The sequence below is a fragment of the Paenibacillus sp. V4I7 genome (genome assembly GCF_030817275.1).
Taxonomy (GTDB): domain Bacteria; phylum Bacillota; class Bacilli; order Paenibacillales; family NBRC-103111; genus Paenibacillus_E.
Genome location: NZ_JAUSZD010000002.1, coordinates 209,285 through 229,107, shown reverse-complemented (window position 1 = coordinate 229,107; position 19,823 = coordinate 209,285). Strand labels below are relative to the sequence as shown.

Annotated in this window: 17 protein-coding genes and 1 other annotated feature; of the genes, 7 read left to right on the top strand and 10 right to left on the bottom strand. The window is 45.0% G+C overall.

Features of this window, described 5'->3' with window-relative positions:
• Positions 1–116: 116 nt before the first annotated feature.
• Positions 117–2,477, bottom strand: coding sequence for an endonuclease MutS2 (locus QFZ80_RS02290; RefSeq protein WP_307557043.1), 2,361 nt, complete (start codon positions 2,475–2,477; stop codon positions 117–119).
• A gap of 244 nt (positions 2,478–2,721) precedes the next feature.
• Here QFZ80_RS02290 and QFZ80_RS02285 point away from each other — a divergent pair, with 244 nt between their 5' ends.
• Positions 2,722–3,090, top strand: a complete 369-nt coding sequence (locus QFZ80_RS02285; protein ID WP_307549256.1) for a phage holin family protein — start codon at positions 2,722–2,724, stop codon at positions 3,088–3,090.
• A gap of 185 nt (positions 3,091–3,275) precedes the next feature.
• Positions 3,276–3,662, top strand: coding sequence for a cupredoxin domain-containing protein (locus QFZ80_RS02280; protein ID WP_307549258.1), 387 nt, complete (start codon positions 3,276–3,278; stop codon positions 3,660–3,662).
• Positions 3,663–3,829: 167 nt separating this feature from the next.
• Here QFZ80_RS02280 and QFZ80_RS02275 read toward each other — a convergent pair whose 3' ends face one another.
• A complete protein-coding gene (locus tag QFZ80_RS02275; RefSeq protein WP_307557041.1) occupies positions 3,830–4,435 on the bottom strand; it encodes a transposase in 606 nt (201 codons plus the stop codon).
• 425 nt (positions 4,436–4,860) lie between these two features.
• On the opposite strand from QFZ80_RS02275, the gene QFZ80_RS02270 reads away from it, so the two are divergent.
• Positions 4,861–5,163, top strand: a complete 303-nt coding sequence (locus QFZ80_RS02270; RefSeq protein ID WP_307557040.1) for a hypothetical protein — start codon at positions 4,861–4,863, stop codon at positions 5,161–5,163.
• Positions 5,164–5,202: 39 nt separating this feature from the next.
• Here QFZ80_RS02270 and QFZ80_RS02265 read toward each other — a convergent pair whose 3' ends face one another.
• The 4 genes from QFZ80_RS02265 to pheS all read right to left on the bottom strand — a co-directional run bounded on the left by QFZ80_RS02265 (position 5,203) and on the right by pheS (position 10,910).
• Entirely contained in the window at positions 5,203–5,751 is a 549-nt protein-coding gene (locus QFZ80_RS02265) for a CvpA family protein (RefSeq protein WP_173185386.1), read from the bottom strand.
• 12 nt (positions 5,752–5,763) lie between these two features.
• A complete protein-coding gene (locus tag QFZ80_RS02260) occupies positions 5,764–7,302 on the bottom strand; it encodes a cell division protein ZapA (RefSeq protein WP_307557038.1) in 1,539 nt (512 codons plus the stop codon).
• A 94-nt stretch (positions 7,303–7,396) separates the two neighbouring features.
• On the bottom strand, positions 7,397–9,850 hold the full coding sequence (gene pheT, locus QFZ80_RS02255; protein WP_307557036.1) for a phenylalanine--tRNA ligase subunit beta: 2,454 nt from the start codon (positions 9,848–9,850) through the stop codon (positions 7,397–7,399).
• Positions 9,851–9,875: 25 nt separating this feature from the next.
• Positions 9,876–10,910 (bottom strand): phenylalanine--tRNA ligase subunit alpha, encoded by a 1,035-nt coding sequence (gene pheS / locus QFZ80_RS02250; RefSeq protein ID WP_307557034.1) that lies wholly within the window; start codon positions 10,908–10,910, stop codon positions 9,876–9,878.
• Between the two features lie 70 nt (positions 10,911–10,980).
• Positions 10,981–11,238: a binding site (T-box leader), on the bottom strand.
• Positions 11,239–11,433: 195 nt separating this feature from the next.
• Here pheS and QFZ80_RS02245 point away from each other — a divergent pair.
• The 4 genes from QFZ80_RS02245 (at position 11,434) to glsA (ending at position 15,554) form a co-directional block, all read left to right on the top strand.
• Positions 11,434–11,862 carry a MarR family winged helix-turn-helix transcriptional regulator gene (locus QFZ80_RS02245; RefSeq protein WP_307549268.1) on the top strand — a complete coding sequence of 143 codons (429 nt, stop codon included), beginning with the start codon at positions 11,434–11,436 and terminating at the stop codon, positions 11,860–11,862.
• Positions 11,863–11,924: 62 nt separating this feature from the next.
• Positions 11,925–13,541, top strand: coding sequence for an MDR family MFS transporter (locus QFZ80_RS02240; protein ID WP_307563987.1), 1,617 nt, complete (start codon positions 11,925–11,927; stop codon positions 13,539–13,541).
• Between the two features lie 112 nt (positions 13,542–13,653).
• A complete protein-coding gene (locus QFZ80_RS02235; protein ID WP_307557031.1) occupies positions 13,654–14,574 on the top strand; it encodes an aldo/keto reductase in 921 nt (306 codons plus the stop codon).
• A gap of 26 nt (positions 14,575–14,600) precedes the next feature.
• A complete protein-coding gene (gene glsA, locus QFZ80_RS02230; protein WP_307557029.1) occupies positions 14,601–15,554 on the top strand; it encodes a glutaminase A in 954 nt (317 codons plus the stop codon).
• A 208-nt stretch (positions 15,555–15,762) separates the two neighbouring features.
• Here glsA and QFZ80_RS02225 read toward each other — a convergent pair whose 3' ends face one another.
• The 4 genes from QFZ80_RS02225 to QFZ80_RS02210 all read right to left on the bottom strand — a co-directional run bounded on the left by QFZ80_RS02225 (position 15,763) and on the right by QFZ80_RS02210 (position 19,792).
• Entirely contained in the window at positions 15,763–16,794 is a 1,032-nt protein-coding gene (locus QFZ80_RS02225; protein WP_307557028.1) for a glycoside hydrolase family 76 protein, read from the bottom strand.
• 67 nt (positions 16,795–16,861) lie between these two features.
• Positions 16,862–18,034 carry a glycoside hydrolase family 76 protein gene (locus QFZ80_RS02220; RefSeq protein ID WP_307557026.1) on the bottom strand — a complete coding sequence of 391 codons (1,173 nt, stop codon included), beginning with the start codon at positions 18,032–18,034 and terminating at the stop codon, positions 16,862–16,864.
• A 30-nt stretch (positions 18,035–18,064) separates the two neighbouring features.
• On the bottom strand, positions 18,065–18,901 hold the full coding sequence (locus tag QFZ80_RS02215) for a carbohydrate ABC transporter permease (protein WP_307563984.1): 837 nt from the start codon (positions 18,899–18,901) through the stop codon (positions 18,065–18,067).
• A 45-nt stretch (positions 18,902–18,946) separates the two neighbouring features.
• Positions 18,947–19,792 carry a carbohydrate ABC transporter permease gene (locus tag QFZ80_RS02210; RefSeq protein WP_307563982.1) on the bottom strand — a complete coding sequence of 282 codons (846 nt, stop codon included), beginning with the start codon at positions 19,790–19,792 and terminating at the stop codon, positions 18,947–18,949.
• Positions 19,793–19,823: the final 31 nt, after the last annotated feature.

The window sequence follows — 19,823 nt, the reverse complement described above, 5'->3', positions numbered from 1 at the left end:
AACATGTATTTTAAAATTTGTGTATTGCGAATGCTAATTTTTTAATCACCGGTGCTTACACATATTCATACGCAGTCCCATAGAATGAGTTTCAAAAAGATGAAAAATTTAAAAAGTTATTTCAATTCGACGATTGTAACTCCTGCTCCGCCTTCATTATAATTCCCCATGCGGTAGCTCTTCACATGCTTATGACGGCGCAAGTATTCCTGCATGCCAGTACGCAGCACACCTGTTCCTTTACCATGAATTAAGTACACTTGACCCAAATTGCCCAAGAAAGATTCATCCAGGAATCGATCAGCCTCAATCAAGGCATCCTCCATATTGAGACCGCGCATATCCAGTTCCATCCGAATGTTATCATCTCGTGTTCTTTTGACCGTTGTAGCCACCTGATGAGCTGGCTTTTTCTGAGCTGTGCTGCCGATCTTTTCGAGATTCGACAAATCGACCTTCATCTTCATAATTCCCAACTGCACCGTTGCTTCTGTGGCGCTAACAATTTCTACGACGTGACCCTTCTGACCCAGGGTCACGACACGCACTTCATCCCCGGCCTCAATTCTCTCTGGCCGCTTCTTCGCCGCGCGAACTTGCTTTTCGCGCAGCTCCGGCGCCGCCTGATCAAGGCGGCGCTTCGCTTCTACCAACCGGTGATCCTTGACCCCACCGGCTTCCTCCTGCGCCATGCGCCGCAGCTCGGCGATGATTTCATCTGCCTCGCGGCGCGCCTTGGCGACAGCCTCACGCGCGTCGCGCTCGGCCTTCTCGAGCAGCTTATCGCGCTGCTCGTCGAACTTGGCCTGCTGAGTCTCTAACGTTAGGCGCATCTCTTCCGCCTCTCGACGCATCCTTTCAGCACTTTGGCGCTCAGCTTCTGCAATTAGGCGGTTCTCCTCAAGCGACGCGATCATTGATTCGACGCGCTTATCCTCCTCGCCAACCTGTGTTCGTGCATGCTCAATAATGCGCTTTGCTAAGCCAAGACGCTCTGCAATAGCAAACGCATTACTTCGACCAGGAACACCTACTAATAAGCGGTAAGTCGGACTTAGTGTTTGTATATCAAATTCCATACTTGCATTAATGGTGCCTTGCTTTTGATAGGCATAAGCCTTTAACTCCGAATAGTGTGTCGTTGCAATGATTCGGCAACCAATTTGATGAATATAATCCAAAATGGAGATCGCTAAAGCAGAACCTTCAGCAGGATCGGTACCTGCTCCAAGTTCATCAAGCAAAACCAAACTTTTTGGTGTCATATCCCTCAAAATACTTATAATATTCGTCATATGACTCGAAAACGTACTTAAATTCTGCTCGATGCTCTGCTCATCGCCAATATCCGCATAAATTGCATCGAAAACACATAACTGACTGCCTTCCTCAGCTGGTACAAACAACCCTGACATTGCCATTAAGCTAAGGAGTCCTACTGTTTTGAGGGAAACTGTTTTACCACCTGTATTAGGCCCCGTCACAATGATTTGTGAGAAATCATTGCCCAACTCCAAATCAAGCGGTACAACGGAATCAGCCGCGATAAGCGGATGCCGGCCTCGCTTTATTTTAATAAAGCCTCGATCATTTAATCTAGGCATTGTTGCTTTCAGTTCCCTAGCTAGACCAGCTTTAGCAAAAGTAAAATCAAGCTCAGCCAATTGATCAACATCCAGCACAAGCAAATCCACTTGTTCGGCAACAAGCTCAGTAAGTGCGCGTAAAATCTTCTCAATCTCAACTTCTTCCTTAAACTTTAACTCACGAATTTTGTTATTTAATTGAACAATAGCATCTGGCTCAATATATAGCGTCGCACCCGATGCTGACTGATCATGAATCATTCCGCCAAAGCTGGATCGATATTCCGATTTAACGGGGATTACAAAACGGTCGTTACGAATAGTGATCAATACGTCCTGTAACATTTTCTGAACAGATGAATTGCGAAGCATTTGTTCTAACCTCTCGCGGACTCTTCCTTCACCTGTGCGCAGTTCACTTCGCACACGTCCCAGTTCAGGGCTCGCACCGTCAACAACAACAGCATTTTCATCAATACAGCTATTAATTTTATCCTCTAATGGCTTATTTTCTATGAGTAATTCAACCTGCCCTTTGAGCATCGGAATCGCGTATTCTTCGTGAACCGCGAGAACAAATCGCTTTAACCTGCGTGTACCGAACATCGTCGTCGAAATATCAAGCAGCTCCGTAGGGTTTAACATCCCGCCAATTCTAACCCGGTGCAAGGAAGATCTAATATCACGAATCCCACCAAAAGGGGCATTCCCTTTCAATCGTTCTACATTAACAGCCTCATCGGTTGCTTGCAGCCGAAGCTTGACGAGTTCAAAATCACCTTTAGGCTCAAGCTTTTCCACGGCATCCTTACCAAGCGAAGTTGATGCATGATGAGCTAGTTTATGTAAAATCTTCTGATAATCTAATGTTTTAATTATTTTCTTATTCAACGATCCCAACCTCTTTTCTCTACCCTATATTATAAACCAAATCAAGCCTGATTAGCTACGGAGACAATCGTTATATGGAAGATGCTGCCTACCATAATATTCACTCGAATTGGATACACTAAGCTGTGCACCTATCCTCCTGCCAAAAGGATTGCAAGACTTAGACACACCAAGCATAGTTTGCAAAAAATCACTTCTTGTTATGAGAACTTATTCTCATCACAAAAAGAAGGAGGTTCACGAGATGCATCTTCTCGGACATCTGGTAAGGTTTATTGTTTCTGCTTTGGTTTTAATGTTTGTCAGCTGGTTAGTTCCAGGGTTTCAAGTCGGTGGTTTCTGGAGCGCATTTTTTCTAGCTTTGGTCATTGCTGTTGCTGCTTGGATCATTGAAGGGATCTTCGGCAAACAAATCACTCCCTTTGGCAGAGGAATCGTAGGCTTTCTGGTAAGCGCGCTTGTTATTTGGGCCGCCCAGTTTGTAGTGGGTAATGTATCTACGAGCATAATAGGTGCCGTTTTAGCTGCTTTAGTTATCGGAATCATCGACCTGTTCATCCCTGTGAAAACCCCCTTTGAACATGGGATCACAGGAAGACAGGATCGTCGGTAAAAACCTATCAGTTTCGATAACTGATATCCAATGCTAAAGCCCAAAAAAGATCGGTCTGCCGCGTATTCACTCGCCGGACCGATCTTTTCTATGATAACAATTTCTTTCACGAGTTTGTCACTGTTTTTTCGGAAGAGGTCGTGTACAATGATGAGGGAAACTAATACAATTCCGGAGGGATATATATGAAGAAATTATTCGTTCTTTTAATGGGAATAGTCATAGTCATTGCGATAGCAGCTTGTGGAAACAAAGATACGAAATCAGCACAATCCTCTACATCCCCCGCCGCTACCACACAAGCAGCAGGCCAGCAAGTTTTATTGAAAGCGACAAACTTCAAATTTGACCAATCCGAATATCGTGTCAAAAAAGGAGAGCCCGTTACAATTACGCTTGATAATGCTCAAGGCATTCATGGTGCTTCCATTAAAGAATTCAAAATAAACATCGATAATAGCAACAAAACAGTTACCTTTACACCAGATAAAGCGGGCTCTTTCCCAATTAACTGTTCCATCATGTGTGGCAGTGGTCACGCTAATATGAAATCAACATTGATTGTTGAATAGTTTAAGTCATCAGTTCATAAGTCCTTATCGCGGCAACAAAGCGGTAAGGCTTTTTTGTATTTGGATTTTGCATTAATTTGATGGTATAACATTGCTTCCATAAATCAACAACAATGGACGATGGAATAGGCTAAAACTAGGGAATCTAAACGGTAATTAACGTTAAGTCAAAGCACTTGACAATACCTTAAATAGACAGGAAACAAATAAACGGATAAGAAAGCATCCATCCACTTTCTAAACAAAACACCCTCAACATACTTTATTTTCTTGGAATTTGTAAATATATACGTACAAAAGTTGGTGTTGATCTTTCGAGAGTTAACAGTTGTACGCTTTCTTTTATTTGGGCTGGACTCTACTTTTTGTTCACGAATTCTGTCCGCACCTGAACCCATGCGTGAGTATTGCTTATAAAGAGCTAGTTGCAGCTTCTCCAGCATCAACTTAGCAGTTCGATAATTTACTCCAAGCAAGCTCGCAAACGCTGCAATCGAATAAGTTTGTTGTTCCTGGATCAATGCTCGAATAGCTTTGAACCAAATCATTAAGGAAAGCTTAGATTTATGCATAACCGTTCCAGCCGTTAATGAAATTTGCGTACGGCATTCTTTACACTCCAATAAATTACGAGTCTTCACAATATAAAATAAATGATAATCACAACTCGGACAACAAAACCCACCCGCCCACCGTCTTTTCGTCAAAAGTCTTACACAATCTTCCTCTGTCTTGAAAGTGTCATCCAACGATTCAAATAAATAAGCATCCATGAATTGACCCCTCTCAATTATAACGCGAAAATAATTCCCTATATTTGTATTATATAGAACATTTGTTTGTATGTAAAGAATTTTATGTATCCAAGATTAGTATCATGGGTTATTCATATTCTGTAGTATCTACAATGTAAAAATCATGAATCGACTAATCAATATCAAAAATTTGAAGCTATAGTTTTGAACCTTTGTAAGCAAAAGTACCGGTCTCGTTTCGACAGGGACATGGAATGTTTTGAGGCTTCGGTAAGGTTTTTTGATGATTGTAGATACCACAGAATACATAATTTTAGAGTATAAGGTTCGAGTGAAGACATTTTCGCAATTATCGGGTCAGCTGTTATTGCTATGTTGCGAAGGTTATTGTCCTTGATTTCACTGTTTTTTAGACTTCCTGGCTTCAATTAATGGAGTAATGATTGCGAAACTCGTTAGATGTTGTGGGTGCGGGTGCGGGTGCGGGTGCGGGTGCGGGTGCGGGTGCGGGTGCGGGTATGGTTGGGGCTGAGGGTGGGGGTGGCTGGGGGTGGGGGTGGCTGGGGGTGGGGGTGGCTGGGGGTGGGGGTGGCTGGGGGGTGGCTGGGACTGGGGCTGTGGATCTGGTTGCGGGTGGGGGAGTGGTTTTGTATTTCGTGACTTGTAGATACTACAGAACTCAAATGTTTAGTGGATGTAAGTCGGGATTGCTAGTGCTGGTACTCGTACGATTTGGTGAAAACTGATAAAAGCTGCCCATTCTGTATTAGAAATGTAGGCAGCTTCTATAGGGGGATTCCTTGTTTCCAGAGTTCTTGGAGTTTTCCTGCAATATTGGGTAATTCGTTAATTAAATATGGAGCTATGGTTGAGCTTGATAGCAGCTTTTGAAGTCCGTCTGAGGGCATGATGGTGATAACATTGACGGCTATAATGATGATCAAAAGTGCTTCTGCTAAGCCCAACAATGCGCCGCTCCAACGGTTGATGAAGTTCAGGCCTGGGGTTTTTGCTAGAATATTAAGTGCTCTGCCTACGATGACTAGTGCAAATTTTACGCCAAAAAACAATATTGCAAAGGCTAAAGCATTCAGGATATAGGTATCCAAATTAAGGCCTTTTACGATAAATTCGTATTTTTGGTAATTTTGATAGGTAGGCAGTGAAACTGCGTTTCGAAGCAGAGGGGCAAAATCCCTGTAAAAATAAAATGCAACGAGGTAGGCGAGAACAAAACCTGAGAGCGAAACAATCTGGGCAATAAATCCTCTAAAGTAACCTAGCAGCAGACCCAAAGCTACTATCGACAACATGACATAGTCTAATGTATTCATTGTCACTGTGGATTACCTGCCAGGGCTGTCTGTTTCTACAAGCTCGATCCACTCATTGTATTCATTCTGCAGCTTAGCATATTCCTCGCGCAGTTCTCTATACTCTTCTTTGATATTTTGAAGTTCTTTTTGCTGAGCTTCATCGTTCAAGCTTTGGCGCATTAGCTCTTCTTTTTCTCTGCGGGCCTGTGCTAAAATCCGTTCTTTTTCTTCTTCAAAATGTTGAGCAAGGGTACTTCGTTCTAATTGCTGCTGCTCTAGTAAGGCATCAATTTGCGCTTGATATTGGGTAATAATGGTTGATTTTTGGTCCTCAAGCTGTTGAATAATGTTTGTTTGTCGTTCTTGGAATTCCCCAACTAGATTGCCTTTATCTTGCTCAAAACGAAGAATCTTAGCATCAGCCTCGTCTTGGTAAAGGGCGGTTAGCGTTTCTAGTTCCTCTTGGTGCTTGATTGTAAGAGTTTCAATTTCCTCTTGATGTTGATTTGTAATTATATCTATTTTCTCATTATGTTGGTTTGAAATTGCATTTATTCTTTCTTGGAGTTGGTTCGTAATTGTATTTATTCTCTCTTGAAGTTGGTTTGTGATAGTTTCAAGTTCCGTTTGATGTTGGATTGTGATGTTTTCTAGTTCCTCTTGATGTTGATTAACGAGTGTTTCCTTTTCCACTAGATACTGGTTCGAAAGTTTAAAGATCTCTTCTTGCTGTTGCATGTTTATGATTTCTTTATCCTGCAGATGTAGCTGCATTAGTGCTTCTTTGTCTTGTTGATATTGCTGATGTAACATTTCTTTGTCTTGCAAGTGTATTTCTGAGAGAGATTGTTTTTCGACTCTGTGTTGTTCGTTCAGCTTTTGAAGCTGAAGTGCTTTTTGTTGTTTCTCTTGTTCGAATTGTTGCTTTGTTTGTTGGTGTTGTTGTTTTTCTTGGTCTAGCAGTTGTCTTACTTGTATTTGTTGACGTTTTTCTTGCTCTAGCTGTTGTTTGACTTGTTCAAGTTGTTGCTTGACTTGCTCTTGCTGCTGTTTAGCTTGTTCTTGCTGTTGTTTAGTTTGTTCTTGTTGTTGTTGTTTAGCTTGCTCTTGTAGTTGTTTTGCTTGTTGTAGTTGTTGCCTCAACTGCTCTTGTTCTTGTTTTGCTTTCTGCACTTCTTGTTTCATTTGCTCTTGCGTTTGGTTACCTTGTACTAGCTTAGCATTTTGTTCACTTATGGATGTCTGTTGTTGCTCATATTCTTGTTTCAATTCGTTAAAGTTTACGATTAATTTATCATAGGCGGCTTTGGTTGCTACTTGGTCCTTTTGGGCTTTGGTCAGTTCTTCCATGATTTCGTTCATACGGAAGCACTCATCTGCCATGTTCACGGCAGCCAAAACGGCGATTTTCTGTGAATCTAGCCGCGGATAACCTTTTGCAATACGAAACATTTGGTCGTTCACGTATTCAGCTACTCGCTTCATGTAATTGGTGCTGGTGCTAGCTTTTAATTTGTATTGGTGTCCATATATATCAACGGTAATCCTCGTTTTATCTTCAGCGTTCACTTTTTTATATCCTCCCTTAGATGAAAGGCTGGCCCTATCGAGTGTAATTTCGATAAGACCAGCCTGTTTTCCTGCAACTTAAATGAAAGTTACACTATTTTCTTAACTCTGCCTCATATTGTTGTTCAAGGGTTTGAACAACTTTGGCATGGAGCTCTGTTACTTCTTCATCCAGCAGTGTTCTCTCTGCGTGTCGGTATACGAAGGCAATGGCTACGCTTTTGCGATTTGCGCCTAAACGTTCTCCAGTATAGATATCGAATACTTGAATGGATTCTAACAAGTCTCCGGCAACTTCAGTGATGGTTTGTTCCATTAGACCTACTGGTACACTAGCATTCACTACTACAGCAAGATCGCGTCCAATTGACGGATAACGCGGCAGCAATTTATATACAATTGCATCTCCAGCAGCTTCTAAAATTGGGGAAAGCTCAACCTCAAGTACGTAAGTGTCATCAAGATCACGCTGCTGCTGCACTGTAGGATGCAGTTGACCGATTCGACCTATTGCTTGTTCACCTTCAGCTGTGTTTAAGAGGAGCTCAGCTGTTCGCCCCGGATGGAAACCATCTGGTGATGCAGTTTTATAGGTGAGTCCTTTAACGCCTAAGTAGCTTACAAGACGGTCAAAAACACCTTTGATATCATAAAAGTCGACAGCCTCGGACTTTTGTGCCCAATGTGCTTGACGGCGTTTGCCTGTCAATACAATGGAGAGGAGAAGCTTCTCTTGCGGCAAATCTGTTAGTGAAGATTCATCTGTAATAAATACTTTGCCGATTTCGAAAATAGCCACGTCATCCATCGTACGGTTACGATTGTAGCTTACTACGTCTAGCAGATGCGGCAGCAAGCTAGTACGCAGTTGGCTGCGATCCTCGCTCATTGGCATAGCGAGCGAGATTGGCTTAGCCGCTGGGTATAGACCCGGCAGCGACACGGTTTGATCCGGCTGTGTGAAGGAATAAGTGATGACTTCATGCAGTCCGCTTTGAGTCAGGAGATTCCGTGTGATACGACGGATCGACTGCTCTTTGGTCAAGGATCCGGGTGTCGTCACGCCGGTCATTAACGTTGTCGGGATGTTGTCGTAGCCGAAAAGGCGAGCTACTTCTTCGATCAAATCGACATCCCGTGTAATGTCTCCTCGGCGGCTCGGCACATGCACGAGCAGCTTGCCTTCGCCTGCCTGCTCGAATGTGAAGTGCAGGCGCTCTATGATTTGACCCATCTCGACCAAGGAAAGTTCAGTGCCGAGATAATTGTTCACACGGTCAGCAGCAAGCTCGATGCTGACCGGCTTGTGTGAGCCCGCTACGGCTTCTACGATGCCGTCAGCGACTTGACCTGCTGCGTATTGAGCTATTAACGCTGCAGCACGATTTAATGCCGGAATCACCGCTTCCGGGTTCACTTCTTTCTCGAAGCGAAGACTCGCTTCAGAGCGGAGCCCTAGCTGGCGCGACGTTCGGCGCACAGAGCTGCCTGCGAACTTGGCGGATTCAAGCAGAATCCGTGTTGTGCCTTCTGTCACTTCGGAGTTAGCACCGCCCATAACACCTGCAATCCCTACCGGTTTCGTGCCGTCCGTGATAAGCAGCATGTGCGGCTCTAGAGTACGCTCCACATCATCGAGCGTGACGAGTTTCTCCCCGGCTTCAGCGAGGCGTACATCGATGTGGCCATTGTTCAACTGCTCAGCATCGAAAGCGTGTAGCGGTTGGCCGTATTCAAGCATCACGAAATTCGTGATGTCAACGATGTTGTTGATTGGACGGATACCAGCCGCCATCAAACGGTTTTGCATCCACAGCGGAGAAGTGCCGACGCGTACGCCTTCGATAAGGCGAGCCGCGTAGTGCGAGCACTGCTCCGTCGCTGTGATCTTCACACTGATGCGATCAGAAGCTTTCACTGCGGCTGTTCCAGCCGCCCCGCGCGCTGCTTCCGCATCCGGCAGTTTGACGCTGCGTCCGAGGATCGCTGCGATCTCATAAGCAGCTCCGAGCATGCTCAAGCAATCGGAGCGGTTTGGTGTCAGATCAAGCTCTAATACCTTGTCGTTGATAGCAAGGACATCCAGAATTGAACTGCCGATTTCGGTATCTTCAGGCAGTACTAGGATACCTTCTTGAATTTCCTTCGGCAGCAGCTTGTCGTTCAGACCAAGCTCTTTGGCTGAACAAATCATGCCTTGTGACTCTACGCCGCGCAGTTTAGCGCGTTTGATTTGCAGTCCGCCAGGCAGCACTGCTCCAATCATAGCGACGGGCACCTTTTGTCCGGCATCGATATTTTTTGCCCCGCAAACGATTTGCAAGTCTTCGCCTTGTCCGGCATCAATGATACACACACTTAATTTATCTGCATCTGGGTGTTTTTCGCGTGATTTTACAAACCCAACGACTACGTTCGTTACACCCTTATTGCGATCTTCCACAATATCCACTTCGATGCCGCTTCGGGTAAGTTTTTCTGCTAATTCCTCAGCTGTGAAGCCTGATACATCTACATATTCCGATAACCATTGATAAGAAACCTTCATGCTTAACCCCTCCTTTTCCTGATGCTTACAAGTGTAAGAATTGCTTTAAGAACCGCAAATCGTTCGTGTAGAAATGACGAATATCTTCAATCCCGTATTTCAGCATCGCAATGCGCTCAACGCCCATTCCGAATGCAAAACCTGTGTATTCCTTCGGATCATATCCACCCATCTCCAGAACGCGCGGATGTACCATGCCCGCTCCTAGGATTTCTAACCAACCCGTTTGTTTACAAGTACGGCAGCCAACGCCGCCACACATTGCACAGCTGACATCAACTTCAACGCTTGGCTCTGTGAACGGGAAGAAGCTTGGACGCAAGCGAATTCTCGTCTCTTTGCCATACATCTCTTGAACGAATTGAAGCAACGTTCCTTTCAGATCACTCATCCGTACGTTACGGTCGATGACCAGACCCTCGATTTGGGTAAACATATGGGAATGTGTCGCATCGTCGTCATCGCGGCGGTATACTTTCCCCGGACAAATGATTTTGATCGGAACTTCCCCTTTGCGTTTCTCCATCGTTCTAACTTGAACAGGGGAGGTTTGTGTACGCATTAGAATTTCATCAGTAATATAGAACGAGTCCTGCATATCGCGAGCTGGGTGATCCTTCGGCAGATTAAGCGCCTCAAAGTTGTAGTAATCCTGCTCTACCTCTGGACCTTCTGCGACTGTGTAACCCATTCCAATGAAAATGTCTTCAATTTCTTGGATAACTTTGCTTAAAGGATGCACGGCCCCTTGCTTTGAAGGGCGACCCGGAAGCGTTACGTCAATCATTTCTGCACGCAATCTGTTCTCTGTTTCTTGCTGTTGGTACGCTGCTTGCTTTTCTTCAATAACGGTTTCGATAGCTGCACGAACGTCGTTCGCTACTTGGCCGATAACCGGTCTTTCTTCCGCACTTAATGCGCCCATACCGCGTAGCACCTCGGTTAGTGGACCTTTTTTACCCAAATATTTAATACGTAGATCATTAAGCTCCTGCTGACTTTGTACGCCGCTTAGCTCCTGCAGCGCTTCCTGCTTCAAAGCTTCTAACCGCTCTTTCATCGAAATCCCTCCTGAATTAGGCCCCTGAATCACCCTAAATGAAAACACAAAAAAGACTTTCCGCTCCCTTACAAGGGACGAAAAGCCGTGGTACCACCCTAATTAGATTCGTTCATTGGCAGATAGGCCAAATAAACGATTCTCACTTCATTTCAGATAACGGACGATGTGTCCGGTTCCCTCTAATGAGAAGCTGTTAGTAAGCTTCTGTTCAAAGGACTGCTCGGGAGCGAACTTCTGCAGCCTGATTCTCGGGGATAGCTCTCAATCGTTGGCTTTCCCTCCCTGTCAAGAAGCACTGCATACTCTTCTCCGTCAAAGCATTTTCACATATATGTACCAATTATTATATGCAAGATATGCCTGATATGCAAGTGAACTAGCCCCCAGGTATGAATTTCCCAGTTGACTTCGAATGATCAGCGGCGTATATTTTATTTAAATAGTTTAAACATTAATTCATATAAACATTTTATTGTTTAATAATTTCATACTTTAATTAAGATGTAAGGAGGATTTGGATATGGAAGATGAATTAATAGCTTATACCAATCGTTTCCGAACAACATTTGAAACGGCTCATCGAAAAATTAGCCACACCGTACTTACCCAGTTAGATTCAGAGTTAACGGGGCCACAATTATTCATGCTCTTCATGATATCTAAAGAAGGTACGCCGAAACAAACTCATCTCGCTGAGAAACTGGGCGTTAAACCAAGTGCGATCACCGTTATGATTGACCGACTTGTCCAAAGTGGGCATGTCATTCGTAAACACCATGAAACTGATCGACGTATTGTGTTGGTTGAAATAACCGAAACCGGAAAGGCCATACTCAAACAGGCGGAAGATGTCCAGAAAGAAGTGATTGCACGCGGACTATCCCAGCTTCCACCTGAAGAAATGCGTATTCTTGTGAGTGCCTTTGAAAAGCTTACTGATTTTTATTAATTCATCTTATTCAAGGAGTGGTATAAGTGGAAATCATACAAAAAACAGCTTCAGAGAATTCTATAGAAGCAAATGCAGCACCAGAACTCAAAAATCGAGGTCTCCTGCTTACAGGGCTTATTATTGCCATGCTATTTGGCGCATTAGACGGTACCATTGTCGGAACAGCTATGCCGCGTATCGTCGGTGAGCTCGGCGGCCTTGGGTTGATGGCTTGGCTAACGACAGCTTACATGCTGACTTCAACCGTGGTCGTGCCTATTGCCGGTAAATTGGCTGACTTGATCGGCCGCCGCGTTATCTATGTAACAGGTCTTATTATCTTCATTGGGGCTTCAGCTCTTTGCGGGATGGCTCAGAATATGACCGAGCTTATCTTGTTCCGTGGCTTACAAGGTATTGGCGGCGGTATTATGATGCCTATGGCAATGATTATTATCGGGGATTTGTTCACTGGTAAGCAGCGTGCCAAATGGCAGGGCGTATTCGGCGCGATTTTCGGTTTATCGTCAGTAGTCGGACCCCAAGTCGGTGGCTGGATCGTTGACGCATTAGACTGGCGTTGGGTATTTTACATCAACCTACCAGTCGGTATCCTTGCAGTTGTCTTAATTTCTATCGCATTACCGAAGCATAAAGCAATCGGTAAAGTAAAGTTCGATATTCCCGGTATAGTTACCATGATTACCGGGGTCGTCAGCTTACTGCTTGCTTTGACATTTGGCGGTAATGAATATGCTTGGTTGTCTTGGCAAATCATTGCTCTTTTCATACTAGCCATTGTATCTTTGGTATCCTTCGTTATTATTGAGAGTAAAGCACAAGAGCCGATTCTCCCTGTTCGTTTGTTTAAAAATAGAACTTTTACAACAATTAACGGCGTAGGATTCCTTATGGCAGTTGGTATGTTCGGAGCCATTATGTTCGTTCCGCTTTTCATGCAAGGCATCGTCGGTATCAGTGCTTCGGCTTCCGGTACAGTGATGACGCCGCTTATGATCACAATGATAGCGGCCAGCGTTATTTCCGGTCAATTCATCCATAAAATCGGAATTCGCAAACAAATGCTTTCCGGAATGATCATTATGGCAGTAGGCTTCTATCTTCTGAGTACTATGGGTATTGATACAACAAAATTACTTGCTTCCAGCTATATGCTTCTGTTAGGTCTCGGTATGGGTCTAGTCATGCCTATCCTTACACTAGCCTTACAAGAAAGCTTTCCGAAATCGGAGCTCGGTGTCGTCACGTCTTCCAGCCAGTTTTTCCGTCAAATTGGCGGTACCTTTGGTATGACGATTCTGGGTGCCATTATGAATCACAAATCATCTGTGCTGTTAGAGCAAGACCTAACCCCTGTCGTGAAGCAGCTTCCCGCGGAAGCAAGCGGACTTGCTACTTCAATGACTGACATGATTCATACGAATCCACAAGCTTTATATTCTTCCCTTCTTAATCCTGAATCCTTGGCCAAAATGCCAAAAGAATTCGTGGAGCACATGCTGCCAATTCTAAAAAATGCCCTGGTTACATCGCTTCACCAAGTGTTTATTGTAGGCTTAGTGTTCGTATTACTTGGGGCTGTTCTGACACTGTTTATCGGTAACATTAAAGTATCTGATCGTAAATCAAAGAAATCAGATGGCAAAAAGGAAGAACTTTCACCAGAACTCGCATAATACACAAAGGCTCTTTTCTCTTCATGGAGAGGAAAGAGTCTTTTTCTTTTTGACACGGAGCAAGCTATAGCGTTTAATAAACTTGGATACCTTAAAAAGGAGAGTGCTCGCCATGAAATATCGCAGACTTGGTAAAACGGATTTGAAAGTTTCCATTGTGGGTGTTGGGACTTGGCAGTTCGGCGGAGAGTGGGGACTTACCTACACGCAAGCTGAAGCAGATGCTATTCTCGATCAAGCAGCCGATCTTGGTATAAATCTGATCGATACAGCAGAATGCTATGGTGATCATCTTTCGGAATCTCTTATCGGTAATTACTTATCCCGCCGCAATCGCGAGAACTGGATCGTAGCTACGAAATTTGGCCACCATTTCCATGATCTGTTCACCCGAACAGATGACTTCAGTTCCGCAGGCGTTATCAAACAACTGGACGATTCTCTGAAAGCTTTGCAAACGGACTATATTGACTTATATCAATTCCATTCCGGACCTGATGATTTATTTGATAATGATGTGCTTTGGACAACTTTGGACAAACAAGTTCAAGCCGGGAAAATCCGTCATTTGGGAACATCCATTGGCAATAATGCTAATATTCATCAAACAGAAGCCTCCAGCAAGGTTAATTCCAAAGCCATTCAAGTCGTATATAATCGCTTGGATCGAGCTCCAGAAGAGCTTGTTTTCCCTTCCTGTGTGAATCAAGATCTTGGCGTTCTGGCTCGTGTCCCTTTGGCTAGCGGCTATTTGAGCGGTAAGTATAAGCCTGGTGCGGTGTTCGGCAACACGGATGTACGCCATCGTCATGATGCCGAGAGCGTGAAACAGAAGCTTGAGGACGTGCAGCGCATCCAAAAAGAAGAAGTTCCTGAAGGCATGGATATGGCCAAATGGGCATTAGCTTGGTGTTTGAAGCATGATGCCGTTACAACGGTTATTCCAGGCTGCAAAAATCCTGAACAGGTTATTTCGAATGCAAGCGCAACGGAGCTTATCAGTGATAACCACCCACAGGCTTGGAAGGCTTAAGAGAATGAGGAAGGAATGACTTCTGAATGAGTCATACACAACACGCAGAAACATGGAAGCATCTCAAGGCGCACTTGCCTCAGTGGGTTACGGAAAGCAAGGCACATACATCAGACGGACAGGTTGCTTCCTACATTCCTGAACTTGCTAACGCTCCGGCCGATGTTCTAGGTATCTGTATTATGGATACTGAAGGAAATATCTCTGTGGCCGGCGAATCAAATTTCCGTTTTACCTTACAAAGTATTTCAAAAGTATTTACGCTAATTTTGGCGTTGATGGATAACGGTGAAGAGATTGTTTTCTCCAAGGTGGGGATGGAGCCTACCGGAGACGATTTCAACTCGATGCTGAAGCTCGAACTCGTCGAGCCCGGCATCCCCTTCAACCCGCTTATCAATGCCGGGGCAATTGCGATATCATCCTTGATTGCAGGTAGTGATCCTAAGGAGCAGGTCGAACGGATTCTCCATTTCTTCCGAGATATCGCTCATAATCCTTCACTTGAAATCAATCAAAGTGTGTTTCGATCTGAGTCGGATACAGCCCATCGGAATCGTTCGTTAGCTTACTTCCTGAAAGACAACGGTGTGCTGGATAGTGAGGTTGACGACGTTCTCTACGTCTATTTCAGCCATTGTTCCATCGAGGTGAATTGTACCGACTTGGCTATAATGGCCCTCGTTCTGGCGCACAATGGCGTAGATCCGATTCGTAATCAACGCCTTATTCCGCGGCGATTCGTGCAGATCGCAAAGACGTTCATGTTTACCTGTGGTATGTACAATGCCTCTGGTGAATTCGCCATGAACGTTGGGCTGCCTGCCAAAAGCGGCGTGTCTGGCAGCATTTTGACGATGGTGCCCGGACAATATGGGATCGGCTTGGTCGGCCCGGCGTTGAACCGCAAAGGCAACAGCACAGCTGGTGTTCACCTTTTGGGTACGCTGTCGAAGGAATTTGATTGGAGCTTATTTTAGAGCTGTACGTTGTACAATTTCTTATATGCATAAAATGAACCCTCCCATTTGTTGGGAAGGTTCTTTGGCCTTTTAGGTTGTTAGAAAAATGTTCGCAGTCGCTTTATCCGAGCCTCTACAAGCCATATAGTTGGTCCACATTGAATTAGTCATTATGAATGCGCTTCCACTTCTATGATTTTCACCTCCTTTCAGCTTTAATTTGTCTCTATTTCGTTCGAAGTGATACATACGCCTCCAGTAACATAACGCCGCTTAGCATAACACTTAACTGAATTGAGCCCTCAGGAGGCATTCTCCAGTCTGTGCCAACGCGTCCTTTGTCGTCTATTCCATGCTCCATAAGTGTGATTGCATTTTGCTCAATAAGCTCTGCCGGCAGCTCAAATTCGGGGTAAGTCTCCACCAACTTCAGCAGGTACCGGATTAGTATCCCTTTGAATAAACCTGTATCGTTAATCCCCTCATCAGGCAGCATCCCCGCAGCAGTATCACACAATCGGTTCTTCACCGCGGTTGCCGTGCGGCATGCATCCTCCAGATAAGCTGAATCCCCTGTGCAGATGTATAGTTCGAGTCCGGCTCCGATGAAGACGCCCTGACAATAAGTAAACTGCCAGTCCATATCTATATTCTCATCGCCGAGTCGATTGATGCCATCCCACACGAATCCGTCAACGGAATCGGTTAATGTCCTTTTGTTCCAATCATAGATTTTTTGTGCCCAAGCCAGATCTGCCTCATCGCCAAATCGTTGAAATAGGCGTGCAGCTAGGATAGCGGCTGGAGCATTAGCAGGTGTGTTTTTGTAATCCAGTTGATTTTTTCGCCATGCAATCCCTCCACCCATATGCTCATTCCATCCGTCTCGGATGTCTTCCCACAAGTCGGCAACGCTTTCCCGGTACATCTGGGCACCTGTCATGTCGTAAGCCCTTAGCCAAGCCAGCGCCATCCACTGCATGTCATCATAATAGTGATGGCGAAACGTTCCTCCGTTAGAGCGAAGAATGCCGTGGAACAGCTGCTCTAATCGGTTCGAATATGCCTCATTGCCGGTTCGCGCATAGCCGTCAAGGATGACATCCGCAGCATGTGCTTGCCACCAATAATAGTAATTTTCGTCGGGGCGTTTGACAGTTAAACTGTCGTCCCATTGATTCATAATCTGTGTATCCGGATTCCAATAAAGCTTGTGCAAAGTCGTTTGCAGTTGTTCTGCCATCGCTGCCGCATTCATCTATCCCTCGACTCCTCTGTGCCTAAAAATAAAGGGGCAGATTTTCGGCTGCCCCCTGTTCTCAGTTCTATTTTAGCAATCCCTGCTTCTCCAGCTCAGCCATACGCTCCAGCAGCATAACACCGCTCAAATTCACGCTCAAATCCTCAGCAGGCTCAGGTGTTGCCGCCCATGATTTACTGAATATGACGCGCTGCTCATCTCTCCCGTACTTCCAGAGACTATCCGCATTCGTTACAAGAAGCTCAAGCGACTCCTTCTGACTAGGGTCCGCAAGAACAAGCTCCGCCAAATAACGGACATATATCCCTTTGAACAAGCCGCCGTCTCCATTGCTTTCACTAGGCAGCATGCCTGTTGCCGGACTTGTCAGCCTGAGCTTCGAAGCTTGGGCAGTCTTAGCCGCATCCGCCAGATATCTCTTGTCCCCAGTCGCCTGATACAGCGCTACCCCTGCTCCGATGTAAACACCTTGGCAATAGGAGAATTCCCAACTCTTATCAATCTTGCCGTCTCCCTCGCGGTTTTTCCCATCCCAGACGAAGCCTGTGTCCGGATCAACCAGATTGACCTTCTGCCAATCGTAAATCTTTTTCGCCCAAGCTAGATCCTCCGACTTGCCGAACTGTTTATACAATCTAGCAGCTAGAATGACTGCTGGAGCATTCGCCGGCGTATTCTTATAATCAAGCTGCGGCTTGCGCCATGCAATGCCCCCGCCTTGCTCTTCGTTCCAGCCCGTCTTAATATCCTCCCATAGCTCAAGCGCGGCTTCCTTGTATTTCTCTTCCCCGGTAGCGTTATAAGCACGGAGATAAGCTAGAGCCAACCATTCCATATCATCGTAAAAATCATTCGGCAATACGCCGCCATTGCGGTCCAAAATTCCCTGAAACATGTTCGCTAGGTAGCCCTTATACGCAGCATCGCCCGTTCTCGCATAGGCGTCCACTAGCGTATCTACACCATGCGCTTGCCACCAATAATGGAACTTCTCATTGCATAAATCGTTGCAAGGCGACAAATTATCGAATAAGTTCCGCTTTTCATTCCAATATTGCTTAAGCAGCCCGGCTTGCGCTTGATCCGCACGCTGCTCCCAGGTTTCTCTATTTGTACTCACTTGCACATCGGTTATCTTATTGTTTTTGTCCATTGTCTCCACTCCCCAGCTAGCAGCAATGATGATGCCTATCCCAACAACCATCAAGGCTATAATCATTCTTAATCGAATTGTCAAATCGCTTCACCTATAGGTCCGACTTGCGTACTATCCTTTTGTTCCTGTAAAAGCGATTCCTTGCACAAAATACTTCTGCAGCAGCAGGAACAAGATCAGAATCGGCACTACCGCAATTAAAGCACCTGCCATCAACGGGCCGAAGTCGACCTGTTTGTTATAAGTAAAAGCAGCTAAGCCTAGCTGAATCGTTTTCTTGGCAGGATCGTTAAGCATTATGAGCGGGCCGAGAAAGCTGTTCCAGCCTGCTTGAAAGGTGAATATGCCGAGTGTAGCCAACGCCGGCTTCGCAAGCGGAATATAAATGTTCCAAAAGATACGAAGCTCCCCGCTGCCTTCAATTCGAGCCACTTCCTGCAAATCACTAGGTAAAGAAACGAAAAATTGCCTCATAAAAAATACCGCAAAGGATCCCGACGCACCGGGCAAAATAATTGCCCAAAATGTATTGAGCAAACCATTGCCGCCACCGCCCAACCAATCATTTCCTCCCATGAAAGGAATATGCTTCAGCACGAAAAATTGCGGGATCATCGTTACAACACCAGGTATCATCATGGCAGCGAGCAGAATTTTAAACAATGTATCTCTTCCGCGGAAATGAAGCTTAGCGAAGGCATATCCGCTTAAAGAGCCGAACAGCAAGTTGAATAACACTCCCATGAACGCAAGGTAAAAGGAATTCCAAAAATACAGAGCAAATGGAACGAGCTCAAACGCCTTACGATAATGCTCAAACGTTATGCTGGAAGGAATCCATTGAATTGGCAGCATGAAAATCTCTTCATCCGGACGGATGGAAGTGATAAGACTCCATACAAACGGGACGACCATGACGATGCAGACAGCGATGGAAATGATATACATGATTGTCGTTTGCCAATAGGTTTGTTGTTTCACTTTCCATCCCTCCTAGATCACGGATTCCTCTTTGTTTAGTCTCATATTAATGAGCGAAAATACTAAAATAATAATTGACAGCGCAAACGCCATGGCATCGGCATAGCCCATCTGCAGCTGATTGAAGCCTTGCTGATAAATGTGATACACCGTTGTTTTCGTCGAGTTGGCGGGACCGCCCTTGGTCAATACGAACGCCTGATCAAACAACTGCAGCGCGCCTATGATGGCCATTGTACTTACGAAAAAGGTCGTCGGCCTCAGCACAGGCCAAGTAATATAGCGAAAGGACTGCCAAGCATTAGCTCCGTCCAGCTTTGCGGATTCATACAGATGATCGGGAACACCGTTAAGTCCCGCTAAATAAATGATCATATTCGCTCCAACCGATTGCCACAAGGTCACGAACACAATGGACAGCATGGCGTAAGGCATTTCAGCCAACCATGAAGGTCCTGTGATTCCAAACTTGCTTAAAATATCATTCACGATTCCGAACTCGGGGTTTAGCAGCCATATCCATACCGTCGCCGCAGCAACACCAGAAGTTAACGTTGGCAAATACCCAGCTGTACGAAATAGCTTTACGCCGAAGCGGCTGCGCATAAACAGCAAGGCCATCGATAAAGAGATGGCAATATTCAGCGGAATATAGAGGACAGAGTAAAACAAAACGTTCTTCAGAGTCGTCCAAAAGATGTTATCCTCTACCAAGCGTTTATAGTTATCCAATCCAACAAAATCGTTTTTACTCACAATGTCATAATTCGTGAAGCTTAAATAGAACGCCATGATGACCGGAATGATTGTAAAAATAATAAATAGCAAAATCGTTGGCGTAATAAAGAGATAACCCATCCTAGCTTGATGTCGACCCAGCTTGGTTATC